Annotated in this window: 25 protein-coding genes; 17 read left to right on the top strand and 8 right to left on the bottom strand. The window is 73.0% G+C overall.

Annotation, left to right across the window (positions count from 1 at the left end):
* Positions 1-50: 50 nt before the first annotated feature.
* Positions 51-1,934 carry a potassium/proton antiporter gene (locus tag WD341_RS11040; protein ID WP_368425504.1) on the bottom strand — a complete coding sequence of 628 codons (1,884 nt, stop codon included), beginning with the start codon at positions 1,932-1,934 and terminating at the stop codon, positions 51-53.
* Positions 1,935-2,134: 200 nt separating this feature from the next.
* On the opposite strand from WD341_RS11040, the gene WD341_RS11035 reads away from it, so the two are divergent.
* Positions 2,135-2,761: a hypothetical protein gene (locus tag WD341_RS11035; protein WP_368425503.1), complete on the top strand. Its 627-nt coding sequence runs from the start codon at positions 2,135-2,137 to the stop codon at positions 2,759-2,761.
* A 301-nt stretch (positions 2,762-3,062) separates the two neighbouring features.
* Here WD341_RS11035 and WD341_RS11030 read toward each other — a convergent pair whose 3' ends face one another.
* Complete coding sequence (locus WD341_RS11030; RefSeq protein ID WP_368425502.1) at positions 3,063-3,716, bottom strand: cation transporter; 654 nt, start codon at positions 3,714-3,716, stop codon at positions 3,063-3,065.
* Between the two features lie 335 nt (positions 3,717-4,051).
* Here WD341_RS11030 and WD341_RS11025 point away from each other — a divergent pair, with 335 nt between their 5' ends.
* On the top strand, positions 4,052-5,761 hold the full coding sequence (locus tag WD341_RS11025; RefSeq protein WP_368425501.1) for an ATP-binding protein: 1,710 nt from the start codon (positions 4,052-4,054) through the stop codon (positions 5,759-5,761).
* A 95-nt stretch (positions 5,762-5,856) separates the two neighbouring features.
* On the top strand, positions 5,857-7,362 hold the full coding sequence (locus tag WD341_RS11020; RefSeq protein ID WP_368425500.1) for a M81 family metallopeptidase: 1,506 nt from the start codon (positions 5,857-5,859) through the stop codon (positions 7,360-7,362).
* Between the two features lie 19 nt (positions 7,363-7,381).
* On the opposite strand, the gene WD341_RS11015 is transcribed toward WD341_RS11020, so the two are convergent.
* The 4 genes from WD341_RS11015 to WD341_RS11000 form a co-directional block, all read right to left on the bottom strand.
* The gene (locus WD341_RS11015; protein ID WP_368425499.1) at positions 7,382-7,843 is read right to left on the bottom strand and encodes a DUF1232 domain-containing protein; all 462 of its coding nucleotides are present in this window, start codon (positions 7,841-7,843) and stop codon (positions 7,382-7,384) included.
* Positions 7,844-7,889: 46 nt separating this feature from the next.
* Complete coding sequence (locus tag WD341_RS11010; RefSeq protein WP_368425498.1) at positions 7,890-8,747, bottom strand: rhomboid family intramembrane serine protease; 858 nt, start codon at positions 8,745-8,747, stop codon at positions 7,890-7,892.
* 71 nt (positions 8,748-8,818) lie between these two features.
* Complete coding sequence (gene xth, locus WD341_RS11005; RefSeq protein ID WP_368425497.1) at positions 8,819-9,589, bottom strand: exodeoxyribonuclease III; 771 nt, start codon at positions 9,587-9,589, stop codon at positions 8,819-8,821.
* Positions 9,590-9,657: 68 nt separating this feature from the next.
* Entirely contained in the window at positions 9,658-10,602 is a 945-nt protein-coding gene (locus WD341_RS11000) for a LysR family transcriptional regulator (RefSeq protein WP_368425496.1), read from the bottom strand.
* A gap of 104 nt (positions 10,603-10,706) precedes the next feature.
* On the opposite strand from WD341_RS11000, the gene WD341_RS10995 reads away from it, so the two are divergent.
* Together WD341_RS10995 and WD341_RS10990 are read left to right on the top strand one after the other, a co-directional pair.
* Positions 10,707-11,378, top strand: coding sequence for a glutathione S-transferase family protein (locus WD341_RS10995; protein WP_368425495.1), 672 nt, complete (start codon positions 10,707-10,709; stop codon positions 11,376-11,378).
* Positions 11,379-11,472: 94 nt separating this feature from the next.
* The gene (locus WD341_RS10990) at positions 11,473-12,468 is read left to right on the top strand and encodes a pyridoxamine 5'-phosphate oxidase family protein (RefSeq protein ID WP_368425494.1); all 996 of its coding nucleotides are present in this window, start codon (positions 11,473-11,475) and stop codon (positions 12,466-12,468) included.
* On the opposite strand, the gene WD341_RS10985 is transcribed toward WD341_RS10990, so the two are convergent.
* Positions 12,450-12,836: a nuclear transport factor 2 family protein gene (locus WD341_RS10985; RefSeq protein WP_368425493.1), complete on the bottom strand. Its 387-nt coding sequence runs from the start codon at positions 12,834-12,836 to the stop codon at positions 12,450-12,452. The two genes, WD341_RS10990 and WD341_RS10985, sit on opposite strands and share 19 nt — an antisense overlap.
* A 90-nt stretch (positions 12,837-12,926) precedes the next feature.
* On the bottom strand, positions 12,927-13,271 hold the full coding sequence (gene erpA, locus WD341_RS10980; protein WP_368425492.1) for an iron-sulfur cluster insertion protein ErpA: 345 nt from the start codon (positions 13,269-13,271) through the stop codon (positions 12,927-12,929).
* Positions 13,272-13,387: 116 nt separating this feature from the next.
* On the opposite strand from erpA, the gene WD341_RS10975 reads away from it, so the two are divergent.
* The 12 genes from WD341_RS10975 (at position 13,388) to WD341_RS10920 (ending at position 26,653) form a co-directional block, all read left to right on the top strand.
* Positions 13,388-14,599, top strand: coding sequence for a deoxyguanosinetriphosphate triphosphohydrolase (locus tag WD341_RS10975; protein WP_368425491.1), 1,212 nt, complete (start codon positions 13,388-13,390; stop codon positions 14,597-14,599).
* A gap of 148 nt (positions 14,600-14,747) precedes the next feature.
* Positions 14,748-16,502 carry an arginine--tRNA ligase gene (gene argS, locus WD341_RS10970; RefSeq protein WP_368425490.1) on the top strand — a complete coding sequence of 585 codons (1,755 nt, stop codon included), beginning with the start codon at positions 14,748-14,750 and terminating at the stop codon, positions 16,500-16,502.
* Positions 16,502-17,635, top strand: coding sequence for an SPOR domain-containing protein (locus WD341_RS10965; RefSeq protein ID WP_368425489.1), 1,134 nt, complete (start codon positions 16,502-16,504; stop codon positions 17,633-17,635). Before argS ends, WD341_RS10965 begins: the two co-directional genes overlap by 1 nt.
* Before the next feature lie 2 nt (positions 17,636-17,637).
* Entirely contained in the window at positions 17,638-18,711 is a 1,074-nt protein-coding gene (nagZ, locus tag WD341_RS10960; protein WP_368425488.1) for a beta-N-acetylhexosaminidase, read from the top strand.
* Positions 18,708-19,550 (top strand): ScpA family protein, encoded by an 843-nt coding sequence (locus WD341_RS10955; protein WP_368425487.1) that lies wholly within the window; start codon positions 18,708-18,710, stop codon positions 19,548-19,550. The genes nagZ and WD341_RS10955 overlap by 4 nt, the downstream gene beginning before the upstream one ends.
* Positions 19,547-20,272 carry an SMC-Scp complex subunit ScpB gene (gene scpB / locus WD341_RS10950; RefSeq protein ID WP_368425486.1) on the top strand — a complete coding sequence of 242 codons (726 nt, stop codon included), beginning with the start codon at positions 19,547-19,549 and terminating at the stop codon, positions 20,270-20,272. Before WD341_RS10955 ends, scpB begins: the two co-directional genes overlap by 4 nt.
* A 261-nt stretch (positions 20,273-20,533) precedes the next feature.
* Positions 20,534-21,715, top strand: a complete 1,182-nt coding sequence (locus WD341_RS10945; RefSeq protein WP_368425485.1) for an ABC transporter ATP-binding protein — start codon at positions 20,534-20,536, stop codon at positions 21,713-21,715.
* A gap of 154 nt (positions 21,716-21,869) precedes the next feature.
* Positions 21,870-22,130: a twin-arginine translocase TatA/TatE family subunit gene (locus tag WD341_RS10940; RefSeq protein ID WP_368425484.1), complete on the top strand. Its 261-nt coding sequence runs from the start codon at positions 21,870-21,872 to the stop codon at positions 22,128-22,130.
* A gap of 56 nt (positions 22,131-22,186) precedes the next feature.
* Complete coding sequence (gene tatB, locus WD341_RS10935; RefSeq protein WP_368425483.1) at positions 22,187-22,990, top strand: Sec-independent protein translocase protein TatB; 804 nt, start codon at positions 22,187-22,189, stop codon at positions 22,988-22,990.
* Positions 22,987-23,832 (top strand): twin-arginine translocase subunit TatC, encoded by an 846-nt coding sequence (tatC, locus tag WD341_RS10930; RefSeq protein WP_368425482.1) that lies wholly within the window; start codon positions 22,987-22,989, stop codon positions 23,830-23,832. The genes tatB and tatC overlap by 4 nt, the downstream gene beginning before the upstream one ends.
* A gap of 95 nt (positions 23,833-23,927) precedes the next feature.
* Entirely contained in the window at positions 23,928-24,764 is an 837-nt protein-coding gene (locus tag WD341_RS10925; protein WP_368425481.1) for a glucose 1-dehydrogenase, read from the top strand.
* A complete protein-coding gene (locus WD341_RS10920) occupies positions 24,761-26,653 on the top strand; it encodes a glycoside hydrolase family 15 protein (RefSeq protein ID WP_368425480.1) in 1,893 nt (630 codons plus the stop codon). Before WD341_RS10925 ends, WD341_RS10920 begins: the two co-directional genes overlap by 4 nt.
* Positions 26,654-26,655: the final 2 nt, after the last annotated feature.

The raw sequence follows: 26,655 nt of genomic DNA, 5'->3' as shown, positions 1-26,655 counted from the left end.
CGCCCTGACGGCGCACCGACGGCGCCCTGGCGGCGCGCTGGCGGCGCAGGTCAGTCGTCGCCCGCGGTCTCGTCCCGGCGGACCCGGCGCGGCAGGCGGCGGCGCAGCTGGCGGCCCAGGCTGCGGCCCAGGCCGCGAGCGCGCTGCAGGCCGTGCATGGCCTCCAGGCGCTGGCGCAGGTTCGGCCGGTGGAGGGCCGAGGCGACGATCGCCTCGACCAGCTCGTCGAGCTGCAGGCCGGCGCGCAGGACGCGGCCGTCCTCCACGACGCGGGCGACCAGGGTGGCGCGGCCGATCCGCAGACGCGCGCCCGGCTGCAGCGGCGCCTTGAGGTGGGCCGCGAAGCCGTCGGCGACGCTGAGGCCGCGGTCGGCCTCGCCGAGGTCCAGCTCGTAGAGCTCGGCCACCTCCTCGAGCTGCGCCTCGCCGTGCAGCGCCAGCTCGCCGAAGGGCGCGGTCAGGCGGCGGGTGACGTCCGGCGATTCCTCGAACAGGCGGTCGAGGCGCTGCACGCGGTCCGGCGGGGTCAGCATGTAGACGTAGTCGCCGACCCTGAGGCCGCCGGCCTCGGCGGCGTTCAGGATCTCCTTGTCGCGCACCACCAGGACCGCGCGTGCCCAGGGGGGCAGGTGGTTCAGGGCCAGGATCAGGCTGTCCGGCGCGATCGGATAGCCGACCATCTCCTGATCGACCTGTCCGGGGATGTCGAGCTCGATGCGCCGCACGCTGGGCGCCGTGCGCTTCAGCGCCATGCCGAGGAAACGGGCGACGCCGGTCAGGGTCCAGCCCTGGATCAGGAGCGAGGTCAGCACGACGAAGAAGGCAATGTTGAAGAAGGCCTCGCCGAAGGCGACGCCCGAAAGGGTCGGGATCGCCGCCAGGAAGATCGAGACGGCGCCGCGCAGGCCGACCCAGGAGATGAAGAGCTTCTCCTTGTCCTCGAAGCCGAAGGGCCAGAGGCACAGCCAGACGGCCAAGGGGCGGGCGACCAGCAGCAGCACCAGGGCGATCAGGATCCCGGGCAGCGCGTAGTCGAGCAGGGTGGCGGGCGTGACCAGCAGGCCGAGCACCAGGAACATGACGATCTGGCACAGCCAGGTCGCGGCGTCGTGGAAGCCGACGATCGAGGGGTAGGCGCGCACCGGCCGGTTGGCGGCGACCAGGCCGGCCAGGTAGACGGCCAGCAGGCCGCTGCCGCCGAGCAGCGAGGTCGCGGCATAGATGAGGACGGCGCCGGCGACGACGAACAGGGGATGCAGGCCGCCCGGCATCTGCAGCCGGTTGAGCAGTGTCACGATCGCGAAGCCGCCGGCGAGACCCGCGGCGGCACCGATCGCGCCCTGCTCGACGAGCCGGCGCAGGACCTCCCAGCCCGGCGTGTCGGCGCCGACGAGCAGCAGCTCGGTGAGCGCCAGCACCAGGAAGACGGCGATCGGGTCGTTGGTGCCGGACTCGATCTCCAGCACGGCGCCGACCCGGCTCTGCAGGCGCAGGCCGCCGGTGCGCAGCAGGAAGAAGACGGCGGCGGCGTCGGTCGAGGCGACGATGGCGCCGAGCAGGAGGCCCTGCAGCGGCGACAGGCCGCCGATCAGCAGGGCGGCGACGGCACCGGTCACGCTGGCGGTGATCACCACGCCGAGCGTCGCCAGCAGCAGCGCCGGAGCGAGCGCGCCCCGGAAGATCGCGAGGCGCGTGCGCAGGCCGCCGTCGAACAGGATCACCGACAGCGCCAGCGAGCCGACGAGGTAGGTCGTCTGGTAGTCGTAGAAGACGATGCCGCCGGGCCCGTCCTCGCCGGCCAGCATGCCGAGCACCAGGAAGACGAGCAGCAGCGGCGCGCCGAATCGGGTCGCGACCAGACTGGAGAAGATGCCGAGCAGAACCATGGCTGCGCCGATCAGCAGGATCGCGTTGACGAAGGCGACGCTGGCCATGGTGGAAGAGGCAGCCCTTTCGATCGGCACGGCGGCGCGACCGGCTCGCGCCGACTCGATCATAGCAGCACGGGCCGGCGCTGCGAGCCTTGGTTGCGGCGCCGTGCGAGGAATCAGGAACAAGGATTGCGCTCGACCGTTCCTCTCGGCGGGGGCCTCCGGGCCATGGGGGGCGCATGGACAAGCATTGGAGCAGAGCCATGGCTCGTTCGACCTTCTTGCCGCTGCTCGCCGCGGCCGCCCTGGCCGGTGGCGCGGCGCTGCCGGCCTACGCCCAGTCCACGACCACGACGACGACGACCACCACGACCAAGTCGGTGGGCGGCATCACCAGCCGGACCACGGTCACCGAGGAGACCTCCGTGCTCGGCGAGCCGTCCGACGCGCTCGAGATCGACCGCCAGGCCGTCCCGGCGCCAGGGACCGCCGTGCAGTCGGGCACGTCGGCGGCCGTGACCGGAGCGCCCTCCGCGCAGGACGAGGTGATGACGCGGGACGGCATCCGCTACGCCTGCACCGGCGTCGCCCTCGACAGCCGCGAGGATCCGCGCTGGCGCGCGTTCCCCGCCAAGCTGGTCTTCACCGTCAAGGGCGGCGGCTACCTGCCGGACGTCTTGACCCGGATCGAGGACCGGCAGGGCAAGGCGGTCTTCACCGCCAAGTGCGACGGCCCCTGGCTGCTCGTCGACCTGCCGGCGGACCGCTACCGGGTCGTGGCGACGGCCGAGGATCCTCAGGGCAGGGTCCACCAGCGCACGGCCGACATCTCGGTCGGCGCCGGCAGGCAGAGCGAGACGATCATCCGCTTCGACGAGATCCCCGGCTGAACCTTGCCGCCGTGACCAGGGGGACCGGCGCCGCGGGCCGGCCAGGGGCGCGCCCTTCCTGCCCAAGCCCTTACACCGAGGAGGAACTGGCGGCGGCCCTGGGCCGCCTGCCGCTGCCGGAAGCGGCCAGCGCCCAGTCAGGCAGCGACCAGTCAGGCAGCGACCAGTCAGGCAGCGACCAGTCAGGCAGCGCCCCGGCCGGCGCTGTGCGGCAGGCGGCAGGGCGCGCGCCTTAGCGCGCCGGCGGAGCGCCCTTCGAGGGCCTGATCCACTCCAAGGGCCAGGGGTTCAGCCTGCGGTTCTACCGGCTGGCGGCGTAGGCCGTTTCCTTCCGCGCCGCCTCCAGGCGCAGCTCGCCGAGCGCCTGCCGGATCACGCTCCCGGCACCCTGCAGGGCGAGCGTGGCCATGATTGCCGCGACCAGCACGTCGGGCCACAGGGTCCCGGTGCCGAAGACGCCGAGGGCCGCGACCAGCACCGCCAGGTTGCACAGCACGTCGTTGCGCGAGCAGATCCAGACCGAGCGGCGGTTGCTGTCGCCGCCGCGGTGGCGCCACAGCAGCGCCAGCACGACCAAGTTCGCCGCCAGGGCGGCGAGGCCGACCAAGCCCATGGTCGGGGCGTGGGGCAGGCCGCCGGCGGCGATGTGCCAGGCAGCGGTGCCGAGCACCCAGATCCCGAACAGGCCCATGGTCGCGCCCTTGACCAGCGCGGCACGCGCCCGGGCGCGCAGACCCAGGCCGACGACCAGCAGGCTGATCGCGTAGTTGCCGGCGTCCCCGGCGAAATCGATGGCGTCGGCCTGCAGCGACACGGAGCCGGCGGCGAAGGCGGCAACGATCTCGATCAGGAAGAAGCTGGCGTTGATAGCCAGGGCGATCCATAGGATCCGGCGATAGCCCGGATCGGCTCGGTTGTCAGCTTGCGGATGGCCGTGGCAGCAGTGGGCGCTCATGCACGAAAGGTAGTCGGCCCGGGGGCCGATGCCCAGACACCGGCTGCGCGTCAAGCTGACCCGCCGTGACGTCGTCCTCGGCCTCCCTCCCAGAATGCTCCGCACAGCTTCCTGCCGAAGGTTGGGACGGCTGCAGGGGCTGCGCGAGGCGATTTCCGAGCGTTGACTTTTTTCTTCTTGTGCTTCTCTGGGCGCCCGTCAGAGTCGCTCCTCCTGCAGGCCATGCGGGATTTTACCGTTGCGGGTTCTACTTTTAATCGACACACCCACATTGCGAGTGGGTCGGCTATTCGAGGGCGGGAGCGATGGCGCTGGGCGGGGCGGGGAGCGGCGGCTTGGCGCGCGCGATCGCGCGCCGATTCCATCTCGCGACCGGGTGCCTCGTCCTCCTGTTCCTGGCCAGCGGGGGGCTGCTGCTCGGCTACCTCGGACACAGCCTGGATCGGCAGGCGGCCGAGCAGAGCGCGCACCTGGCGACCACGGCGGTGCGACAGCTCGAGGCCTCGGATCTGTCTCACGTGTACGATTTCGCCTACTGGGACGACAGCGTCGCCTTCGCGCGCGGCGAGCGCGACCGCTTCTGGGCCGACGAGAACCTCGGCCCCTGGTCGATGGCGACCTACGGCTTCACCGGCGCCTTCGTGCTGGGCGCCGACGACAGCCTGCTCTACGCCGCCTTCGCCCGCGACCGCGGCAGCGAGGGCGAGGGCGAGGGCGAGGCGGGCGAGATCGAGGCCCTGCCGCCCGGCCCCCTGCTCGGCGAGGGCCTGGCGCGGCTGACGGAGGCGGCACGGGCGGCGCCGATGGACGACGCGACGCCGGCCAGGGCCTACTTCCGCCAGGGTGACGAGGTCTTTCTCGCGGTCGCCGCGGCGATCACCTCCGAGTATCCGAGCGAAGCCGAGCTGCAGCGTGGGCCGCGGCCGGTCCTGCTCTATGTCCGCAGGCTCGACGAGGCGCTGCTGGCCGACCTGGCGGCGCGCTACCTGCTGCCCGACCTGCGGCTGATGCCGACCGACGGGGTGCTGCCGCAGGAAGCTTCGGGGCAGGATCGGCTGGCGCTGGAGGGCCCCGACGGGCAGCCGGCCGCGCTGCTGGCCTGGGCGCCGCCGCGGCCGAGCGCCGATGCGCTGGCCCGGGCCGCGCTGCCGGGTGCGCTGGCGCTGCTGCTGTTGCTCGCGCTAGTCGGTGCCATCCTGATGGCGACGCGGCTCGCCGGCCGGACCATCGCGGGCACGGTCGAGGCGCTGGAACGCTCGAACGCCGAGCTGCTGGTCGGAGAGCGTCTCGCGCGAGAGGCCCGCGACGAAGCCGAGCGGGCGAACCGGGTGAAGACGGTGTTCCTGGCCAACGTCGGCCATGAGCTGCGCACGCCGCTCAATGCCGTCCTCGGCTTCTCCGACCTGATCCGCCGCCAGGTCAAGGGGCCGATCGGCGACCCCGCCTACCGAACCTACGCCGAGGACATCCACGCCGGCGGCGAGCACCTGCTGCGGCTGATCGACAACATCCTCGACCTCTCGCGCATCGAGGTCGGCGCCTGGGACCTCGATCCGACACCCGTCGACCTGCGCGCGGCCACCGAGGAGGTGCTGCGCTTCCTGGCGCCGCTGGCCGAGAAGCGCAGCATCGAGCTGGCCGTCGAGCTGGAAGACGCGCCCGGCTCGATCGTCGCCGACCGCCGTGCCCTGGCGCAGATCGTCACCAACCTGGTCGGCAACGCGATCAAGTTCACCGACGCCGGCGGCCGGGTGCGGGTGCGCTGGATCCGGGGCGAAGCCCGCGGCGAGCCGGGCACCGCCGTGCTGCAGGTCCTCGACAGCGGCGTCGGCATCTCGCCCGGCGACCTGGAGGCGATCCTGCTGCCATTCGAGCGTGGCAGCGACCCTGTGGCGCGGCGCCGCGAGGGCTCCGGCCTGGGCCTCGCCATCGTCAAGTCGCTGGTCGAGCTGCACGGCGGCCGCCTGGAGATCGACAGCGCGCCCGGCGAGGGCACCTGCGTCACCGTCCTACTGCCGGCGCCAAGGGAGGCCGTGGCGGCCTAGATTTCGGAGCCTTGCCTGCCGGGCGGTCCGCCGACTAGGCTGCCGGTCCCACCGCTTCGCCTTCCTTCGTCGTCACACTTCCGAGGAGATTGCGCGTGAAGATCGCCGTCGGCGGCTTTCAGCACGAGACCAACACCTTCGCGCCGAGCAAGGCGGACTTCCAGGCCTTCGCCAAGGGCGGCGCCTGGCCCGCCCTGAGCCGCGGCGCCGAGGTCTTCGAGGTGCTGGCCGGGGTCAACCTGCCCTGCGCCGGCTTCATCGAGGAAGCCCGCGCCGGCGGCCACCAACTGGTGCCGCTGTCCTGGGCCGCGGCGACGCCCTCGGCCCACGTCACGACCGACGCCTTCGAGCGCATCGCCGGGCAGATCCTCGAGGACCTGAAGGCGGCGAGCGGCCTCGACGGCCTCTATCTCGACCTGCACGGCGCCATGGTCACCGAGCGCCACGAGGACGGCGAGGGCGAGCTGCTGCGCCGGATCCGGGACCTGGTCGGACCCGACCTGCCGCTCGTCGTCAGCCTCGACCTGCACGCCAACGTAACGCCGGCCATGGTCGAGCTGTCCGACGCGCTGGTCGCCTACCGGACCTACCCGCACGTCGACATGGCGGTCACCGGCGGCCGCGCCTACCGCCTGCTGGCGACCCTGATGGGCGGGCGCAAGCTCGCCAAGGCGCGCCGGGCGCTGCCCTTCCTGATCCCGCTGACCAGCGGCTGCAGCCTGATCGAGCCGGCGCAGTCGCTCTACGACTCGCTGGGCGAGCGCGAGAGCCTGCCCGGCGTCGCCTCCCTGTCCTTCTCGGCCGGCTTCTCGCCGGCGGACATCTGGCACTGCGGGCCGAGCGTCGTCGCCTACGGCGAGGATCCGGCGGCGACCGCGCGCGCCGCCGCCGAGCTCGAGCAGGCGGTGCTGGCCGAGGAGGCCGCCTTCGCCGGCACCATCATGTCGGCCGAGCAGGCGGTCGCCCACGCCATCGCGGTCAGCGGCAAGGCGCGCCGGCCGGTCGTGCTCGCCGACACCCAGGACAACCCCGGCGCCGGCGGCAACGGCGATACCGTCGGACTGCTCGCCGAGCTGGTGCGCCAGCGGGCGCCGCGCGCGGTGATCGGCCTGATCTTCGATCCGGTGGCGGCCGAGCGCGCCCACGCCGCCGGCGAGGGCGCGACCCTGGAGATCGGTCTCGGCGCCCACAGCGGGCTGGCCGGCCACGCGCCGCTGCAGGGCGCCTACCGGGTCAAGAAGCTCGGCGACGGCAAGTTCGAGTGCACCGGCCCCTTCTACCGCGGCGCCCGCATGGCGCTCGGGCCGATGGCGCTGCTCGAGCTCGGCGGCGTCGAGGTCGCGGTCGCCTCGAAGAAGGCGCAGCTCGCCGATCGCGAGATGCTGCGCCACCTCGGCGTCGACCCGGAGGACCGGGGCATCGTCGCGGTCAAGTCCTCGGTGCACTTCCGCGCCGACTTCCAGCCGATCGCCGAGCAGGTCGTGGTCGCAGCGGCGCCCGGGCCGAACCCGGTCGACCACCTGCAGCTCGACTACCGCCTGCTCAGGCCGGGCGTGCGGCTGATGCCGAGCGGGCCGCTGTCCACGGGCCCGAAGGCCTAGCCTGGAGGCGGCGCCGGGGTCAGCCGCCCGGAAAGAGCTGCTGTCCGAGGTAGCCGGCGGCGAGGCCGAGGGCGGTGCCGGCGACGATCAGCACGGCGCCGCGCAGGCGCTCCCGGCGTCGCTTCCCGGAGCCGACGGCCGGCGCCGCGGCCGGGTCGCCACCCTCGGCGACGTGGCGGGCGAGGCGCCGCTCCCGCTGGGCGCGCTCCAGCAGCAGGACCACCAGCCAGAAGCCGAGCGGCAGCACGACCAGGTCGTCGAGGAGCCCGACGCCGGGGCGCGTGTCGGCGACCAGGTCGTTCGGAAAGGCGCCGTAGGCGAGCAGGGCGAGCGCCAGCAGGATCGCGACGGCGCGCTCCCTGCGCCCGCGGCGCACGCGCGTGCGCCGCTCGAGCAGGACGCGGCGAACCGTCTTCGAGCCACCCTTCAGCGGCAGGTCGCGTAGGCGCCGGCCTCGGCTCGTGGTCTTGCTGGTCGCCATGGCATGCCTTTCCGACTCTGTCGCCTGCGACAGCCTAGCCGAAATCTCAGGTCCAGGGGCCGCGCCGTCCACGGCGCTGCCAGGGACCGCTCCTCGGCTCTTGGTCGGGGTCCTGGCCCTGCTGTCCGGGCAGGACGACGCGCAGGCCGCGCGGCGGCTTCTCGCCGCCGAACAGCGGCACCGCGCGGCGCTTGAAGGGTACGACCAGCACCAGGCCGGCGACGAAGCCGCCGATGTGCGCCCACCAGGCGACGCCGGCCTCGCCGGCCGTGTCGCCGGCCGCGGCGAACAGCTGCAGGCCGAACCAGAAGACCAGCAGCAGCCAGGCCGGGATGTAGAGCGGAATGAAGCCGATCGGCACCAGCACCTTGGACTTCGGGCTGAGCAGCAGGTAGGCGCCGAGCACGCCCGAGATCGCGCCGCTGGCGCCGATCATCGGCGTGCCGGGGTCGGAGGTGGTCGCGAACTGGGAGAGGGCGGCGACGACACCACAGATCAGATAGAAGGTTAGATATTTCCTGTGACCCATTGAATCTTCGACATTGTCGCCAAAGACAAGCAGGAATAGCATGTTGCCGATCAGGTGCATCCAGCCGCCGTGCAGGAACTGCGAGGTCAGCAGGGTCAGCCAAGCCGGCGCATGAACGACGCCGGCCGGCAGCTGGGCGTCGCCGGTCAGCAGCGCCGGCACCATGCCGAAGCCGTAGATCGTCTGGACGTAGTGCGCCTCGTCGCCGCCGATCTGGTAGAGGAATGCGACCACGGACAGCAGGATCAGAGTCCAGTTGACCCAGGGATAGCGCAGGAAGGTGCGCTCGTTGGTGTCGTGAAGCGGCAGGAACATGGCCCAGGTGATGTGGGAGCGGCCGCCCGTCGCGGCCAGAAGGAATGTCTCGCGGTCCACAGGCTAGCCTGGATCGGCAACCTTTGCCCGGCCATTCCCCGCGCAGGCGGGAGCGGGTCCGGGATTGCGGGCTACTCAAGTACGCACCAGACCGGCACGTGGTCGGAGGCCTTCTCGCGGCCGCGCACCTCGCGGTCGATGCCGGAGGCCGAAAGGCGGTCGGTAGCCTGGGGCGACAGCAGCAGGTGGTCGATGCGGATGCCTTCGTCGGCCTGCCAGGCGCCGCGCTGGTAGTCCCAGAAGGAATAGCGGTGCGGCTCGCCATGCAGCGCCCGGAAGGCGTCGGTGTAGCCGAGCCAGAGCAGGCGCCGGAAGGCGCGGCGGGTCTCCGGCAGGAACAGCGCGTCGCCGGCCCAGGCGGCCGGGTCGTGGCAGTCCTCGGGCTCGGGGATGACGTTGTAGTCGCCGCCCATCACGACCGGCCGCTCGTCGGCCCGCAGCTGCTCGGCGCGCGCCGCCAGGCGCGCCATCCAGGCCAGCTTGTAGTCGTACTTCTCGCCGGGCGCGGGATTGCCGTTCGGCAGGTAGAGGCAGCAGACCCGCACGCCGAAGGTCGTCGCCTCGAGGTAGCGGGCGTGCGCGTCCGCCTCGTCGCCCGGCAGCCGCTGGCTGACCTCCTCGAGCGGCTGCTTCGAGAGGATCGCCACGCCGTTGTAGCTCTTCTGGCCGTGCACCGCGCGGTGATAGCCCAGCGCCTCGATCTCGAAGTGCGGGAAGGCCTCGTCCTGGCACTTGGTCTCCTGGAGCAGCACGACGTCGGGCTCGGCCTGCTTCAGCCAGTCCAGCACGTTGGGCAGGCGCGCCTTGATCGAGTTGACGTTCCAGGTGGCGATCTTCGGCATGGGGATGGTCTTTCCGGGTCGCGGGCGGGCGGGAGCGGGGCCCTTCTTAGCCGATTGCGCGGCGCCGTTCAGCCCCGCGCGTCGGCCTTCGGCGCGTCCGGCCCCGCGGTAGGGGCCTGCAGCACCGGCTCGGCGCGCAGACGCGGCACCGCGAAGTCGAGGAAGGCGCGCAGCCTGGCGCCGGCGCGGCGGCCCTCCGGATGGACCAAGTGCACCGGGATCTCCGTCGTCTGCAGCTCCGGCAGCACCAGTTCGAGCCGTCCGTCGGCGAGCTCGGCGGCCGCCTGGTAGGATAGCACGCGGGCCAGGCCCTGCCCGTCGACTGCGGCGGCGACCGCGACCTCGGCCGTGTTGACGCTGAGCGGCGCCGTCGGCCGGAGCGAGCGGCGGCCGGCGCCACTCCCGAACAGCCAGTCGCGCACCATGCCCTCGCGGTCGAAGACGATCGCCTGGTGATCCGCCAGGTCGTCCAGGCTGCGCGGGCGGCCGCAGCGGGCGAGATAGGCCGGCGAGGCGACGAGCTGCGGTCTCAGCGTGCCGACGCGCAGGGCGCTCAGCCCCGAATCCGGCAGCTCGGCGATGCGCAGCGCGACGTCCTGGCCCTCCTCGATCAGGTCGACCACGCGGTCGAGCAGCAGCAGGCGCACCGAAACCTCCGGGAAGGCCCGGCGGAAGGCGAAGACCAGCGGGGCGACGTGCCGCCGGCCGAACAGGACCGGCGCGGTCACCGCCAGGGTGCCGCGCGGATCGCTCTGGGCGCCGGCCGCCGAGGCTTCGGCCTCCTCCAGCTCGGCGATGATGCGCCGGACGTCGGCCAGGAAGCGCTGCCCCGCCTCGGTCGGCCGGACGATGCGCGTCGTGCGGTGCAGCAGCCGGGCGCCGAGCCGCGCCTCCAGGGCCGCGACCGCCCGCGTCACCGCCGGCGGCGACAGGCCGAGCCGGCGCGCTGCAGCAGCGAAGCCGGCCTGCTCGGCGACCGCGACGAAGATGCGCAGGCTGTCCAGGCGGTCCATGGGAATTATTCCGCAGACTGGAACAGTCTCTTGTCAATCCTCGCCATTCCAGCGGAGTGGGGAAGGGCGCATCTATCGACGTACCCGCCAACGAGGAGGACGCCATGGCCATAGAGACCGACGTCGCCGGGACGCTCTCGCCGATCCGGTTGCACGACTTCGCCCTGTCCGGCCACGCCCACCGCGTGCGCCTGTTCCTTTCGCTGCTCGGCCTGCCGCTCGAGATCGTCCCGATGGGCCTCGCCGGCGGCGCGCAGAAGCGCCCCGCCTTTCTGGCGATCAACGCCTTCGGGCAGGTCCCGGTGATCGAAGACCCGAACGGCGCCGGTCCGGGCGGCGAGCCGCTGGTGCTGGCCGACAGCAACGCCATCCTCGTCTATCTCGCCGGGCGCTACGACCCGAGCGGACGCTGGCTGCCGCGCGAGCCACTGGCGGCGGCGCGGGTCCAGCGCTGGCTCTCGGTCGCCGCGGGGCAGCTCAACGACGGCGCGGCCCGCGCCCGCATCCTCACCCTCTTCGGGCGACCCGGCGACCTGGAGCAGGCTCGGCAGATCGGCCGCGACCTCTTCGGCGTCATGGAGCGGGAGCTCGGCGGCTCAGCCTTCCTCGCCGGCGAGGCGCCGACCATCGCCGACCTCGCGTTCTACGGCTACACGGCCCACGCGCCCGAGGGCGGCATCCCGCTCGAGCCCTTCCCGCGAATCCGGGCGTGGCTGGCGCGCATCGAGGCGCTGCCCGGCTTCCTCGCCATGCCGCGCTCGGCGGTGCCGGCGTAGGGGCGGTCTTCTGTATCGCTGGTCGCCGCGGCGTGGAGGAGCTGTCCACGATGTCCCCGGACGCCCGGGCTCGTTTGTCCCCAGGAGAACCGCCATGGACGTGATCGAGAGCGATTCCCCCTTTCATGCCGGCGAGCGGGCGGCCCAGGCCCGCGCCGGCGTGCGCGAGCGCACCGAGCGCCAGGGCCGGCGCATGATCCGCGGCTTCCTCACCGAGCAGCACCGCCTGTTCTTCGCCCAGCTGCCCTTCCTGCTGGTCGGCGCTCTCGACGCCGAGGGCCAGCCTTGGGCGACGCTGGCGAGCGGGCGCCCCGGCTTCCTGTCGTCGCCCGACCCGCAGAGGCTGGTCGTCGAGGCGCGGCCGCTCGGCGAGGCGGCGCTGGGCTTGGCGCTGGCGCCGGGGGCGCCGCTCGGGCTGCTCGGCATCGAGCTGGCGACGCGGCGGCGCAACCGGGCCAACGGCCGGGTCCTGGCGAGCGAGCCGGCCGGCTTCGCGCTCGCGGTCGAGCAGGCCTTCGGCAACTGCCCGCAGTACATCCAGGTGCGCGAGCCGCTCGCCGCGCCGGCGGCGATGCCGCGCGACGGCGGGCGCGAGGGCGCGAGCCTGTCGGTGGCGGCGCGCGCGGCGCTGGCGGCGGCCGATACCCTCTTCCTCGCGACCGCCTCGGCGGCGCCGCGCGCGGGGGTCGGCGATCCGCGCGAAGGGCTCGACGTCTCGCACCGCGGCGGCCGGCCCGGCTTCCTGCGGGTCACCGATGCGGCGGACGGCGGCTCCCTGGTGACGCTGCCGGACTTCCGCGGCAACTTCGCCTTCAACACCCTGGGCAACCTTGCGGTCGAGCCGCGCGCGGGGCTGCTGGTGCCGGTCTTCGCGAGCGGCGACCTGCTGCTGCTCGCCGGTACCGCCGAGGTGCTGTGGGACGAGCCCGAGATCGCGCGCTTCGCCGGCGCCGAGCGGCTGCTGCGCTTCCGGGTCGGGCAGGGGCTGTGGATCGGGCAGGGCCTGCCGGCGCGCTGGACGCCCGCCGTCGAGGCGCCGCAACTTGCGGCGACCGGCGCCTGGGACGAGGGCTACTCCAGCAGGTCGTAGTGGAAGACCTTGGAGATGATCTGCCAGCGGTCCTCGACGAAGATGAAGGTCAGGAGGTCGGTGAAGTACTTCGGCCCGATCGCGCAGTGCACGCGGGCGAGCGCCGTGACCGGTCCGGCGAACTCGATCGAGACGATCTGGTCCCGGCGCGTCTCCTGGCGGCTGGCCGGCGCGACGCGCTCGCGGACGATCGGCAGGTATTCCTCCATGCCCAGGTGCACGAGCGGCCCGCCGCCGGGGCAGTCGGTCGCGCAGGCGTAGCGCGCCTGCGGGTGGAAGACCCGGGCCAGCAGCTCGGTGTCGCCATTGTAGAGGCCGTCGAAGTAGTCCTGCAGCACTGCCGCCATGGCGGCGTAGCGGTCGTCCATCGGTCCTGCCTTCCCCTGCTCGTCGCTCCCGCGCCGGTTTCGGCGCGGCCCGATTCTTAGCGGGGAAGCCGGGACGGCGAAAGCGCCACTTCAGATCGCGAAGGAGGAGCCGCAGCCGCAGGAGGAGGAGGCGTTGGGGTTCTGGACTTTAAAGTAGGCGCCCATCAGGTCCTCGACGAAGTCGATCTCGCTGCCCTTGAGCAGTTCCAGCGAGACCTCGTCGATCACGACCCGGGCGCCGCCGCGCTCGAACAGGCGGTCGTCCTCGCCGGTCGTCTCGTCGAAGTCGAAGCCGTACTGGAAGCCCGAGCAGCCGCCGCCGGAAACCGAGATGCGCAGCATCGGCCGGCCGCCTTCCTGGGCGGCCAGATTGGCGATGCGCCGGGCGGCGTTCTCGGTGATGCCGAAGTCCTCGAGGCTCTCGATCGTGCTCATGGTCGCTGGTCCCTCGTTCTGCACATCCGAATGTAGTGCAGCGAGGCCTTCGCCGGAAGGGGGGCGCCCATTTGCCATGGGTTCCGCCCCGCCGGCTCTGCTACAAGGCGGGCACCATGGTCCAGACCAGCTCTCCCCACGCGCCGCGCGGCCGGGCGCCCTATGCCTGCCGGCCGGAGGACAGCCGCGGCCGGCTGCACCGCGAGGCCGAGAGCGCGACGCGCAGCGCCTTCCAGCGCGACCGCGACCGCATCGTCCACGCCGGCGCCTTCCGCAAGCTGCAGTACAAGACCCAGGTCTTCGTCTACCACGAGGGCGACTACTACCGCACGCGCCTGACGCACTCGCTGGAGGTCGCCCAGATCGCCCGCTCGCTGGCGCGCGCCCTCGGCCTCGACGAGGACCTCGCCGAGGCGCTGGCGCTGGCCCACGACCTCGGCCATACGCCCTTCGGCCACGCCGGCGAGCGCTCGCTGCGCGAGGCGATGCGCGAGCTCGGCGGCTTCGACCACAACGAGCAGGCATTCCGCGTCGTGACCAGGCTGGAGGCGCGCTACGCCGAGTTCGACGGCCTCAACCTGACCTGGGAGACCCTGGAGGGCCTGGCCAAGCACAACGGGCCGCTGAGCGCGCCGCGCGACAGCCTGGCGCGCTTCTGCGAGGCCTTCGACCTGGAGCTCGCCGGCCACGCCTCGGCCGAGGCGCAGGTCGCGGCGCTGGCCGACGACATCGCCTACAACAACCACGACATCGACGACGGCCTGCGCGCCGGCCTGCTGGAGATCGAGGAGCTGCGCGCGGTGCCGCTGGTCGGCGCGGTCCTGGAGGAGGTCGAGGGCGCCTACCCGGCGCTCGAGCGCGGCCGGCTGATCCACGAGACGGTGCGCCGGCTGATCGGCCTGATGGTCGACGACCTGCTGCGCGAGACGCGCCGGCGCCTCGCCGAGGCGGCCCCCGACAGCGCGGCGGCGGTGCGCGCCCTGGGCCGGCCGGTGGTTGCCTTCTCGGAGGACATGCGGCAGAAGGAGCGCGCCCTGCGCCGGCTGCTGTACGAGCGGGTCTACCGGCACTACAAGGTCAACCGCATGACCCAGAAGGCCGAGCGGGTCGTGGGCGAGCTCTTCGCGCTCTACCTGGAGCGCCCGGACTGCCTGCCGGACGCCTGGCAGGCCGCGGTCGCCGAGGCCGAGGCGGCCGCCGGTGGCGCGGCCGGGCAGGCGGGCCGGCAGGGCCGCGCCCGGGTCGTCGCCGACTACATCGCCGGCATGACCGACCGCTACGCCCTGGAGGCCCACGAGAAGCTCTTCGACCCCTATTCGCGCCTGTAGGCGGCAGGTGCCCTGCCGAGCTTCGCCCTTCGACAGGCTCAGGGTGACGCCCGGCCCGAGGGTTGGCGCCTACAGTTCCGTCGCTTCATGGTGAGCCTGTCGAACCATGAAGCGCTCATCAGGCAGACGGTAATCTTCAAGAAGAAAAATGAACATTTTCAAAGACTTTCAGGTACGAATTGAGTCGATGCTTAAGGCTCTGGCCGCCGAAGGCGCGCTGCCGGCGGGACTCGACCTGACGCGCGTCACGGTCGAGCCGCCGCGCGATCCGGCGCATGGCGATATGTCGACCAACGCCGCCATGGTACTGGCCAAGCCGGCCGGGCTGAAGCCGCGCGACCTGGCCGGGCTGCTGGTCGAGCGCCTGGCGCGCGAGCGCGGCGTCGTCGACCTGGCGGTCGCCGGCCCGGGCTTCGTCAACTGGCGCCTGGAGGACCCGCTGTGGCAGGGCCAGCTGGCGACCATCCTTGAGGCCGGCGAGGCTTTCGGCGAGAGCGCCCTCGGCGCGGGCCGCAAGGTCAACGTCGAGTACGTCTCGGCGAACCCGACCGGGCCGCTGACCGTCGGCCACGCGCGCGGCGCCGTGGTCGGCGACGCGCTGGCGGGGCTGCTCGCCAAGGCCGGCTTCGACGTCACCCGGGAGTACTACATCAACGACGCCGGCAACCAGGTCGACGTCCTCGCGCGGACCGCGCACCTGCGCTACCGCGAGGCCCTGGGCGAGGCGATCGAGGCGATTCCCGCCGGCCTCTATCCGGGCGAGTACCTGAAGGAGGTCGGCCGGGCGCTGGCCGAGCGCGACGGCGACCGCTGGCTCGGCCGCGAGGAGGCCGACTGGCTGGCGCCGGTGCGGGCCTTCGCCATCGAGCGGATGATGGCGCGGATCCGCCAGGACCTGGCGGCGATCGGTGTCGAGCAGTCGGTCTTTGCCTCGGAGCGCGCCCTGGTCGAGAAGGGCGCCGTCGAGGCGGTCTTCGAGAACCTGGAGCGGCGCGGCCTGCTCTACGTCGGCACCCTCGAGCCGCCCAAGGGCAAGACCCCCGAGGACTGGGAGCCGCGGCCGCAGACGCTGTTCCGGGCCACCGACTTCGGCGACGACGTCGATCGGCCGCTGAAGAAGTCCGACGGCTCCTGGACCTACTTCGCCAACGACATGGCCTACCACCTGGACAAGTTCCGGCGCGGCTTCGCGACGCAGATCGACGTCTGGGGCGCCGACCACGGCGGCTACATCAAGCGCATGCAGGCCGCGGTCCAGGCGCTCAGCGAGGGCGACGCGCGCCTGCACATCGTGCTCTGCCAGCTGGTCAAGCTGTCCCGCGGCGGCGTCGAGGTGAAGATGTCGAAGCGCGCCGGCACCTTCGTCACCCTCTCCGAGGTGACCGAGGAGGTCGGCAAGGACGTGCTGCGCTTCATCATGCTGACCCGCAAGCACGACGCGCCGCTCGACTTCGACCTGGCCAAGGTCCTGGAGCAGTCGAAGGACAATCCGGTCTTCTACGTCCAGTACGCCCATGCCCGCGCGCACTCGGTGCTGCGCCACGCCGCCCAGGCCTTTCCGGACCTGCAGCAGTCCGCGGAATCCCTGGCCCGCGGCCCCCTGCATCGCTTGACCGACTCGCATGAGCTTGGTCTGATCAAGCTGCTTGCCGGGTGGCCGCGCCTGGTCGAGTCGGCGGCCGAAGCCTACGAACCGCACCGCATCGCCTTCTACCTCAACGACGTGGCGGCGGCCTTCCACGGCCTCTGGACCAAGGGCAAGGACGAGACCAGTCTGCGCTTCCTGGTCGCCGACGACGCCGAGCTGACCGCCGCCCGGCTCGCGCTGCTCCGGGCGGTCGCCCTGGTGATCGCCTCGGGCCTCCGGATCTTCGGAGTCGAGCCGCTCGAGGAAATGCGCTGATGCCCTCCGACCGAATCAGGCAGAACGAGATGACCGGCGACCTCGGCCCCGACTACCTGAAGGGGCGCCGCGGCGCCGCCGGCAGCGACCTCGCGGGCCAGGGCTATGGGAACCAGGGCTTCGGGGGCGATCCCGAGGAGGGGCCGCGCCGCTCCCGCCTGCTGCCCCTGGTCATCGCCTTCTTCGCGCTCGCCGCCTTCGCCGGGATCGTCTGGTACGCCTACGAGTGGGGCGTCGGCGAGGTCGAGCCGGAGCACCTGCCGGTGGTCCAGGCGCCGAGCGGGCCGATCAAGGAGAAGCCGGCCGAGCCCGGCGGCCTGGAGGTGCCCTACACCGACTCGACCGTGCTCAACCGGACCGAGGGCGACACGGGCGGCAACCGGGTCGAGAGCCTGCTGCCGCCGCCGGAAGAGCCGGTCGAAGTGCCGCCCGCGCCGGTCGAGGTCCAGGCGCCGGAACCGCCCGGCGAGCCCGTGCCGGAGACCGCCGCCGACGCGCCGGCCGCGCAGGACGACCCGTCGGGCCTGCCGGACCTGCCGCAACCAGCGGAGAGCGAGACCTCGGCTTCGGAGGAGCGCGCGACCGAGCAGCCCGACCCGAGCGAGACGCCGCTTGCCGAGCAGCAGGTCGCCGAGCAGCCGGTGGTCGCGCCCGAGCCGGTCGCCGAGGCGCCGGCCGAGACCAGCGTCACCGCCGAGGAGGCGCCCGCGCAGCCGGAACCGGCCGCCACGCCCGAGGCCGCCCGGCCTGAGACGGCCCCGTCCGAGACCGTCACGGCCGAGACGGCCACCTCCGAGACGGCCACGTCCGAAGCCGCGACGCCCCCGGCCGAGTCGCCCGAGGCCGCGCCGGCCCCGGCACCCGCGGCGGGCCCGGTCGAGCCGGGCAGCTGGGTGATCCAGCTCGCGGCGCTGCGCCAGGAGGCGGCGGCCCGGCAGGAGTGGTCGCGCATCCAGCGCGCCAACGAGGCCCTGCTGGGCGCCATGCCGCTGCAGCTGGAGCGCGCCGACCTCGGCGCCCAGGGCGTCTACTATCGCATCCAGACCGGGCCGCTGCCGAACCGGGCCACGGCCCGGGATCTCTGCGCGCAGCTCAAGGCGGCCGGTCAGGACTGCATCGCCAAGCAGAGGTAGCCGTGGCCGAGCGCGCCCGGACGAGAGGCACGAGCGAGAGCGCGAGCGGCGGCGGGCGCGCCTGGTACGGCGCGCGCACGACGGCGACGATCGTCGGCTGCGAGGGCCTGAGTCTGTCCGCCGAGGAGCGGCGGCTCTTCGCCGAGTCCGACCCGCTCGGCTTCATCCTCTTCGCCCGCAACGTCGACTCGCCGGGGCAGGTCGCGGCGCTGGTCGCGGCGCTGCGCGAGGCGGTCGGCCGGGAGGCGCCGGTGCTGATCGACCAGGAGGGCGGCCGGGTCCAGCGCCTGAAGCCGCCGCACTGGCGCCAGGCGCCGCCGGCCGAGCGCTTCGCCGAGCTCCACGGCCGCGACCCCGGCCGCGCGCTCGAGCTGCTGCGCCTCAACGTGCGGCTGATCGCGGCCGAGCTCGCCGAGCTCGGCATCGACGTCGACTGCCTGCCCTGCCTCGACCTGCGCCTGCCCGAGGGCCACGGCGTGATCGGCGACCGCGCCTACGGCAGCGACCCGGCGGCGGTCGCCGCCCTCGGCCGCGCCGCCTGCGAGGCCCTGCTGGCCGGCGGCGTGCTGCCGGTCGTCAAGCACCTGCCGGGCCACGGCCGGGCGACCGCCGACAGCCACCTCGAGCTGCCGCGCGTCGAGACCGACCTGGAGACGCTGCGCGCGACCGACCTCGCGCCCTTCCGCGCGCTCGCCGACCAGCCGCTCGGCATGACCGCCCACATCGTCTTCGCCGCGATCGACGCCGAGCGCCCGGTGACGACCTCGCCGGTCGCGCTCGAGCGGCTGATCCGGCAGGAGATCGGCTTCGACGGCCTGCTGATGTCCGACGACCTCTTCATGGAGGCGCTCGAGGGCAGCCTGCCGGAGCGCGCCGCCGCCTCGGTGGCGGCCGGCTGCGACTGCGTGCTGGTCTGTCACGGCTCGGTCGCCGAGCGGCGCGCGGCGATCGAGGCGAGCGGTCTGCTGGGCGAAGCGGCGCGGGCGCGCGCGTCGCGCGCCGCGGCCTGCCTGCGGGCGCCCGAGCCCTTCGACCGGGCGGCCGCGCTCGCCGCCCTCGGGGAGGCGTTGGCGTGAGCGGCCTCGAGTTCGCCGAGGACAGCGCGGCGCCGAAGCCGCTGGTCGAGCGGCTGGTCGTCGACGTCGAGGGCTACGAGGGCCCGCTCGACCTGCTGCTCGAGCTGGCCCGCGACCAGAAGGTCGACATCACCAAGATCTCGATCCTGGCGCTCGCCGAGCAGTACCTCGCCTTCATCCAGGAGGCGCGCAAGGTGCGCCTGGAGCTCGCCGCCGACTACCTGGTGATGGCGGCCTGGCTGGCCTACCTGAAGTCGCGCCTGCTGCTGCCCTCCCCCGAGCCCGACGGCGAGGAGCCGAGCGGCGAGGAGCTGGCCGCGGCCCTGCGCTTCCAGCTGCAGCGCCTGCAGGCCCTGCGCGACGCCGGCCAGAAGCTGGTCGCGCTGCCGCAGCTCGGCCGCGACACCTTCGGGCGCGGCGAGCCGGAGCGGGTGCGCACGCGCGAGACGGTGGTCCACGAGGCGACGCTGTACGACCTGCTGACCGCTTATGGGCGGATCCGGCGCAAGCCGGGCGAGCACAATCTGCGGATCGCCCGCATCGACCTCTACTCGGTCGAGGAGGCCGTCCAGCGCCTGACCGCCATGCTCGGCGAGATGCCGAGCTGGCGCACCCTGGCCGCCTTCCTGCCGCCGCTGCCCGGCGCGAGCGACCCGCTGGCCTCGCGCTCCGCGCTCGCGGCGACCTTCGTCGCCAGCCTCGAGCTGTGCAAGCGCGGCCTGCTGGACCTGCGCCAGGAGCGCAGCTTCGCGCCGATCTTCCTGCGCTCCCGCCCCGAGGGGGAACGCGACGCGGGCGAGGAGGCCGGCGACCCGGCGGCGCCGGAGCAGGGGCGGTGAGCGAGGATCGCTTCCAGCGCCTGCGCCTGCTCGAGGCGCTGCTCTTCGCCGCCTCGGAGCCCCAGGCGCCGGCGGTGCTGGCCCGCCACTTCCCCGAGGACACCGCGCTGGACAGCCTGCTCGAGGAGCTGCAGGAGCGCTACGCCAACCGCGGCGTCCACCTGGTCCGCCTCGGCGAGCGCTGGGCCTTCCGCACGGCGCCGGACCTCGCGGGCGCCTTCGAGCTCGAGCGCACGACGACGCGCAAGCTGACCCGCGCCGCCATCGAGACCCTGGCGATCGTTGCCTACCACCAGCCGGTGACCCGCGGCGAGATCGAGGAGCTGCGCGGCGTGGCGCTGTCCAAGGGCACGCTCGACACGCTGCTCGAGGCCGGCTGGATCCGCCCGCGCGGCCGGCGCCGGAGTCCGGGCAAGCCGGTCACCTGGGGCACCTCCGACGCCTTCCTCGAGCACTTCGGCCTGGAAAGCCTCGACAGCCTGCCCGGGATCGAGGAGCTCAAGGCCGCCGGCCTGCTCGATTCCCGGCCGGCCGTGACGATCCTGGGCGAGCGCGGCCTGCTGCCGCCGCCGAGCGGCCTGAAGCGCGAGGAGGGCGAGGACGAGGAGGACGAGGACGAGGAGGACGAGGACCCGCTCGGCGCCGACTTCGGCGAGGACCTGCTGCCCGAGGAGGCGGCCGAGCTGCCCGGCGAGGTCCCGCCCGGGGAGGAGGAGCGGTGACGCGGTCCGGCGGAGTGCCGTGGATCCCGGATCGCAAGGCTCGCCACCCGAAAGCCTGACGGCTTTCGGGCTCGCCTAACGTCCGGGATGACGGGGAAAGGGCGCCCGTGAATCCTCTACCCTCCGGGGAGAGGGTGCCGAGCGGAGCGAGGCGGGCGAGGGGACGCCGCCGCACTTCCGTTGCCTTTGGGCGGGCGGGGCACTAGCTTCGCGACCTCGTCGCATTCTCAGTCGCGCACCACGAAAGCCCGCACCGCCGCCATGGCCGCCCTCGACTTCGAGTCCGTCAGCCACCACTACGGCCGCCTGCGCGCGCTCGACCGGCTGTCGCTGAGCGTCGGCGAGGGCGAGGTCGTCTGCCTGCTCGGCCCCTCGGGCTGCGGCAAGACGACGGCGCTGCGGCTCGCCGCCGGCCTGGAGGAGCTGCAGACCGGGCGCGTCCTGATCGGCGGGCAGGTCGTCGCCGACGCCGAGCGGGACCTGCCGCCCGAGGCCCGCGACGTCGGCCTGATGTTCCAGGACTACGCCCTCTTCCCGCACCTGCGCGTCCTGGAGAACGTCGCCTTCGGCCTGAGGCGGCGGTCCGCCGCCGAGCGCGAGCGGCTGGCGCTCGAGGCCCTCGAGCGCGTCGGCCTCGCCGACTACGCGCGGGCCTACCCGCATACCCTGTCGGGCGGCCAGCAGCAGCGCGTCGCCCTGGCCCGCGCCCTGGCGCCGGGGCCACGCCTGCTGCTGCTCGACGAGCCCTTCTCCGGGCTCGACCAGCGGTTGCGCAACGAGATCCGGGACAGCACCCTGCACCTGGTCAAGGCGAGCGGCGCGGCGACCCTGATGGTCACCCACGAGCCGGAGGAGGCCATGTTCATGGCCGACCGCATCGTCCTGCTGCGCGGCGGCCGCCTGGTCCAGGCCGGCACCCCGGTCGAGTGCTACTTCCGGCCGGTCGACGCCTTTGCCGCGGCCTTCTTCGGCGAGGTCAACCGGCTGTGGGGGCGGGTCGAGGGGGGTCGCGTGCGCACGCCGCTCGCCGCGCTCGATGCCGGCGGCCTGCCGGAGGGGGCAGAGGTCGAGGTGCTGGTCCGACCGGAAGGCCTGCGGCTGCTGCCGCCGGGGGCGGCGGGGGGCGCGCCGGGGGAGCGCTCGGACGGCCTCGGGGACCTCGAGGCCCGCGTCATAGCCGCGCGGCTGCTCGGCCGTACCAGCCTCGTGCACCTCAGCCTGCAGCCGGCGGAGGGCGCGGCGTTGCACCTCCACGCCCGCGTGCCGGGGCGCTTCCTGCCCGACGACGGCGACCTCTTCTCGCTCGCCCTCGATCCGGCGCAGGTCTTCGTGTTTCCGGCCACAGGGCCCATATCAGTGCAGGGCGCAACGGGCGCGGCCGGGGCGGAGGCCACCGGCGAGGCCGTTCCGGAGGGCGGCGCTGCCGTCGCGGAGACGCCCTGAGCCGGGCCGTTCCGGGCGACAGCCGGGTCGGCGAAGGCCTGGGGCGCTTACCGGCGCGCCCGATCACCTGTCGTTGCTTGGGGCGGGCGTTTTTGCGATAGTCCGCCCCCAACGACAGCCCTGGTACTTCGGCAATACGAGGAGAGCGCCCGGCATGGGTAGTTTCAGCATCTGGCACTGGCTCATCGTTCTCGCGGTGGTCGTGCTTCTGTTCGGCGGCGGCGGCAAGATCCCGCGCCTGATGAAGGACGTCGGCACGGGCATCAAGCAGTTCAAAACCGGCCTGAAGGACGACGACAAGAAGGCCGACGGCGACGGCGACGGGGACGACGACGCCAAGGCGATCGGCAAGGACAGCGCGGCAGCCTCTTCGACGGTCGCCCCGAGCGAGAACAAGAAGGCCGCAAACGGCTGATGTGATGCGCGGTCGCGGGGCAGCAGCTTCCGCGCCGAGCCAGGAACGACTTCGCGATGCTCGACATCGGGTGGACGGAGATGGCGGTCATCGCCTTCGTGGCGCTGATCGTCATCGGTCCCAAGGATCTGCCAACGGCGATGCGGGGCGTCGCGAAATGGGTGCGCAAGGCGCGCTCCCTTTCGCGCGAGTTCCAGTCGGGCCTCGACGAGATGATGCGCGAGACCGAGCTGGACGAAGCCAAGAAGTCCATCGAATCGGTGCGCCGCTACCGGGTCGACGACCTCGTCGAGAAGGAGGTCGACCCCACCGGCTCGGTCAAGCGCGACCTCGAGGAGATCGAGGACGAGGCGCAGGACCGCCGCACGGCGACCGCCGCGCCGGCGCGCAGCACCCCTGCCGCGGACGCCGCGAAGAAGGCGGGCGAGACCGGATCTGGCGAGACGGAGTCGGGCGGGCCGGGTAAGTCGGGGAACGGCACCGGCAAGCCGGCCGGCGCGGGCCGCAGCGTCAGCCATCCCGCCCAGATGGCCCCCGGCAATTCCGTGAGGCCGCCCGCGGCCTCCGGCACGGCCGAGGCATCCGCAAAGGCTCCCGCTCCCAGCCCTGCAGCCTCCAAGCCGGCAGCCTCCAAGCCGGCAGCCTCCAAGCCCGCCGCTTCCAAACCGGCTGCTGCCAGGACGAGCGCCGCTAAGCCGGCGAGCAAGCCCTCGGCAAGCAAGTCGGGCGCCACCAGGACGGGTTCGACCCGCAGCGGCGCGGGCGCGACGAAGGCGGCGCCGAAGACCAAGGGCACGAAGCCGGCGGGCGGCGGCGCGTCGGGCAAGTCCCAGGGGCCGGGCTCGGGAGCCGCTGAATGAGCGCCGGGGACGAGGCCGTCGAGGGCAACAAGATGCCCCTGCTCGATCACCTGATCGAGCTGCGCCAGCGCCTGTTCTACAGCATGATCGGGCTGGTGGTGGCCTTCGTGGTCTGCTTCTACTTCGCCCAGGACCTCTACAACTTCCTGGTCCAGCCGCTGGCCAACCTGCTGCTCGACCAGGGCACCGAGGTCAACGGCGTCTACATGCAGCCGGAGAACCAGCCGCCGCCGCGGATGATCTTCACGGACCTGACCGAGGTCTTCTTCACCTACATCAAGGTCGCCTTCTTCTTCGCGGCCTTCATCATGTGCCCGCTGTTCCTGGCCCAGCTCTGGCTGTTCATCGCGCCGGGCCTCTACAGGAACGAGAAGCAGGCGCTGGCGCCCTTCCTGATCGCCTCGCCGCTGCTGTTCCTGCTCGGCGCCTCGCTGGTCTACTTCGTCATCCTGCCCTTCGCCTGGGACTTCTTCCTGCAGTTCCAGACCCCCGGCGGCGAGGACACCCTGGCGATCCAGCTCGAGGCCAAGGTCGCCGAGTACCTCTCGCTGACCATGAAGCTGCTCTTCGCCTTCGGGCTCTGCTTCCAGCTGCCGGTGATCATGACGCTGCTGGCGCGCGTCGGCCTGGCCAGCTCCCAGGGCATGCGCGAGAAGCGCAAGTACGCCATCGTCGGCGTCTTCGTGGTCGCGGCGATCTTCACGCCGCCGGATCCCCTGAGCCAGATCAGCCTCGCGATCCCGATCATCGGCCTCTACGAGATCTCGATCCACATGGCGCGCCTGGTCGAGAAGAAGCGCGCCGAGCGCGAAGCCGAGCTCGACCGCGAGCTGGACGAGTAGGCCCGCCGGCCGCCCGCGCGGACGCAAGGTCGCCAGGCGGAACTCCTCGGGCCGCCAGGGCCTTCCTGCCCCGGAGAAGGGTTCGAGGAGGTCGGATGGACAGGGAACGCGCAGCCGCCTTGCGCGCCGCCTTCGGGCTGGCGGGCCAGGTCGCGCTGGTCACCGGTGCGGCCAGCGGTCTCGGCCGGGCCAGCGCGCTCGCGCTCGGCGCCGCCGGCGCCCGCGTCGCCCTCGACCATCTGCCCGGCGAGGAGGCGGCGGCCGAGGCGGCCTGCCGCGAGATTGCCGCGCTCGGCGGCGAGGCCGTCGCCCTGGCCGCGGACGTCAGCCGCGAGCAGGAGGTCGAGCGGCTCTTCGCCGGGACGCTCGAGCGCTTCGGCGACCTGCACATCCTGGTCAACAACGCCGGGCTGCAGCGCGGCGCGCCCTTCCAGGACATGACCCTGGCGCAGTGGCAGAAGGTCATCGACGTCAACCTGACCGGCCAGTTCCTCTGCGCGCGCGCCGCCGTCCGCCACTTCCTGGCGCGCGGCCCCCAGCCGGCGGTCTCCAGCGCGCTCGGCAAGATCCTCTGCATCAGCTCGGTCCACGAGCGCATTCCCTGGGCCTTCGAAGCCAACTACGCGGCCTCGAAGGGCGGCGTCTCCCTGCTGATGCAGTCGCTGGCCCAGGAGTTCGCGCCGAGCCGCATCCGGGTCAACGCGATCGCCCCCGGCGCCATCCGCACGCCGATCAACCGCACGGCCTGGGACAGCCCCGAAGCGCTCGACCGGCTCCTGGCCCTGATCCCCTATGGCCGCATCGGCGAGCCGGACGAGGTCGCCGGGACGGTGCTGTGGCTGGCCTCGGACCTGTCGGACTACACGACCGGCGCGACCCTCTTCGTCGACGGCGGCATGGCGCTCTACCCCGGTTTCCGGGGGGCCGGATGAGCGCAGAGCGCACCAGCCCGCCGATCGAGCACTACGGCTTCATCGGCAACCTGCGCTCCTGCGCGCTGGTCGGCCGCGACGGCTCGATCGACTGGCTGTGCCTGCCGCGCTTCGATTCCGACGCCTGCTTCGCGGCGCTGCTCGGCGGCCCGGAGCACGGCCGCTGGCGGATCGCGCCCAAGGGGGAGGTGCTGCGCGTCGAGCGCCGCTACCTGCCGGACACGCCGATCCTCGAGACGGTCTTCGAGACCGCGGACGGCCGGGTCAGCGTTACCGACTTCATGCCGCTCGGCCCCGGCGACCCCTCGGACAGCCGCACCGGCGAGGTGGTCCGCCTGGTCGTGGGGCTCGAGGGCCGGGTCGAGATGGCCATGGAGCTGATCCTGCGCTTCGGCTACGGCCGCACCGTGCCCTGGGTGCGGCGGCGCGACTACGGCCTGCGCGCCGTCGCCGGGCCCGACGCCGTCGAGCTGGTGACGCCGGCGGGGCTCCGGGGCGAGGCCATGACGACCTGTGCCGACTTCCTGCTGGAGGCCGGCGAGACCATGCCCTTCACCCTGGCTTACCACCCCTCGATCGAGGAGCCGCGCTTCGTCGACGACCGCCGGGTCGTGCTACAGCGCACGGCGGTCTGGTGGCGGGAGTGGACCGGGCACTGCAAGCTGCCGGAGGGGGCGCCGCCGGCCTGGCGGGAGGCGGTCCAGCGCTCGCTGATCACGCTCAAGGCCATGACCTTTCAGCCGACAGGCGGCCTGGTCGCGGCGCCGACGACCTCGCTGCCGGAGCAGCTCGGCGGCAGCCGCAACTGGGACTACCGCTACTGCTGGATCCGCGACGCCACCCTGACGCTCTACGCCCTGGTCAACTCGGGCTACTTCGAGGAGGCGGGGGCCTTCCGCGACTGGCTGCTGCGCGCCGCCGCCGGCGATCCCGGCCAGCTGCAGATCATGTACGGCCTGCGCGGCGAGCGCCGCCTGACCGAGGTCGAGCTGCCCTGGCTGCCGGGCTACGCCGGCAGCCGGCCGGTGCGGATCGGCAACGGCGCCCACGACCAGCTGCAGCTCGACGTCTTCGGCGAGCTGATGGACTCCCTGCACCTGGGGCGCCGCTCCCACCTCGGCCACTACCAGGCGGCCTGGCGGCTGCAGCGCACCCTGCTCGAGCAGCTCCGCGAGCGCTGGCGCGAGCCCGACGAGGGCATCTGGGAGGTGCGCGGCGGCCGCCGCCATTTCACCTACTCGAAGATCATGTGCTGGGTCGCCTTCGACCGCGGCATCCGCGCCGCCGAGGAGTTCGGGCTGGAGGGGCCGGTCGAGGACTGGCGGGCGAGCCGCGCCGAGATCCGTGCCGACGTCCTGGCCCACGGCTACGACGCCGAGCGCAACACCCTGGTCCAGAGCTACGGCAGCGAGGCGCTCGACGCCGCCCTGCTGCTCGCCGCCGAGCTCGGCTTCCTGGAGGCGGAGGATCCCCGCTTCCGCGGCACCGTCGAGGCGATCGAGCGCGAGCTGCTGCACGAGGGCTTCGTGCTGCGCTACCGGCCCTCGGAGACCGACGACGGCCTGGCCGGCAGCGAGGGCAGCTTCCTGGTCTGCAGCTTCTGGCTGGTCGACGCCTACGTCCTGCTCGGCCGGCTCGAGGAGGCGACCGCGCTGTTCGAGCGGCTGCTGGCGGTGCGCAACGACCTCGGCCTGCTCGCCGAGGAGTACGATCCCCTGGCCCGGCGCCAGCTCGGCAACTTCCCGCAGGCCTTCTCCCACGTCGGCCTGGTCAACAGCGCCCACAACCTGCTGCGCGCCCGTGGGCCCGCCCGCCAGCGCGCCAACCACGGCAGCACGCCCTCCGCCGACGGCGAGCGGCCGCAGACGGGCGGCGTCGAGCGTCGCTGAGG

The organism is Tistlia sp., assembly GCF_040905785.1.
In the GTDB taxonomy this organism is placed as follows: domain Bacteria; phylum Pseudomonadota; class Alphaproteobacteria; order Kiloniellales; family DSM-21159; genus Tistlia.
Note: the sequence above shows the minus strand (reverse complement) of the source record. Positions and strands in the feature narration are given on the sequence as shown.

Excerpts from the sequence above, each read along its gene's own strand:
- xth (WP_368425497.1), bottom strand. The coding sequence starts at position 9,589 with ATGCCGAAGATCGCCACCTGGAACGTCAACTCGATCAAGGCGCGCCTG.
- tatB (WP_368425483.1), top strand. The coding sequence starts at position 22,187 with ATGCTCGACATCGGGTGGACGGAGATGGCGGTCATCGCCTTCGTGGCG.
- erpA (WP_368425492.1), bottom strand. The coding sequence starts at position 13,271 with ATGAGCACGATCGAGAGCCTCGAGGACTTCGGCATCACCGAGAACGCC.
- WD341_RS10985 (WP_368425493.1), bottom strand. The coding sequence starts at position 12,836 with ATGGACGACCGCTACGCCGCCATGGCGGCAGTGCTGCAGGACTACTTC.
- WD341_RS10920 (WP_368425480.1), top strand. The coding sequence starts at position 24,761 with ATGAGCGCAGAGCGCACCAGCCCGCCGATCGAGCACTACGGCTTCATC.
- WD341_RS10940 (WP_368425484.1), top strand. The coding sequence starts at position 21,870 with ATGGGTAGTTTCAGCATCTGGCACTGGCTCATCGTTCTCGCGGTGGTC.
- WD341_RS11035 (WP_368425503.1), top strand. The coding sequence starts at position 2,135 with ATGGCTCGTTCGACCTTCTTGCCGCTGCTCGCCGCGGCCGCCCTGGCC.
- WD341_RS10990 (WP_368425494.1), top strand. The coding sequence starts at position 11,473 with ATGGACGTGATCGAGAGCGATTCCCCCTTTCATGCCGGCGAGCGGGCG.
- WD341_RS10945 (WP_368425485.1), top strand. The coding sequence starts at position 20,534 with ATGGCCGCCCTCGACTTCGAGTCCGTCAGCCACCACTACGGCCGCCTG.
- WD341_RS11030 (WP_368425502.1), bottom strand. The coding sequence starts at position 3,716 with ATGAGCGCCCACTGCTGCCACGGCCATCCGCAAGCTGACAACCGAGCC.
- tatC (WP_368425482.1), top strand. The coding sequence starts at position 22,987 with ATGAGCGCCGGGGACGAGGCCGTCGAGGGCAACAAGATGCCCCTGCTC.
- WD341_RS11000 (WP_368425496.1), bottom strand. The coding sequence starts at position 10,602 with ATGGACCGCCTGGACAGCCTGCGCATCTTCGTCGCGGTCGCCGAGCAG.
- WD341_RS11015 (WP_368425499.1), bottom strand. The coding sequence starts at position 7,843 with ATGGCGACCAGCAAGACCACGAGCCGAGGCCGGCGCCTACGCGACCTG.
- WD341_RS11040 (WP_368425504.1), bottom strand. The coding sequence starts at position 1,934 with ATGGCCAGCGTCGCCTTCGTCAACGCGATCCTGCTGATCGGCGCAGCC.
- WD341_RS10925 (WP_368425481.1), top strand. The coding sequence starts at position 23,928 with ATGGACAGGGAACGCGCAGCCGCCTTGCGCGCCGCCTTCGGGCTGGCG.
- WD341_RS10975 (WP_368425491.1), top strand. The coding sequence starts at position 13,388 with ATGGTCCAGACCAGCTCTCCCCACGCGCCGCGCGGCCGGGCGCCCTAT.
- WD341_RS10965 (WP_368425489.1), top strand. The coding sequence starts at position 16,502 with ATGCCCTCCGACCGAATCAGGCAGAACGAGATGACCGGCGACCTCGGC.
- WD341_RS10995 (WP_368425495.1), top strand. The coding sequence starts at position 10,707 with ATGGCCATAGAGACCGACGTCGCCGGGACGCTCTCGCCGATCCGGTTG.
- argS (WP_368425490.1), top strand. The coding sequence starts at position 14,748 with ATGAACATTTTCAAAGACTTTCAGGTACGAATTGAGTCGATGCTTAAG.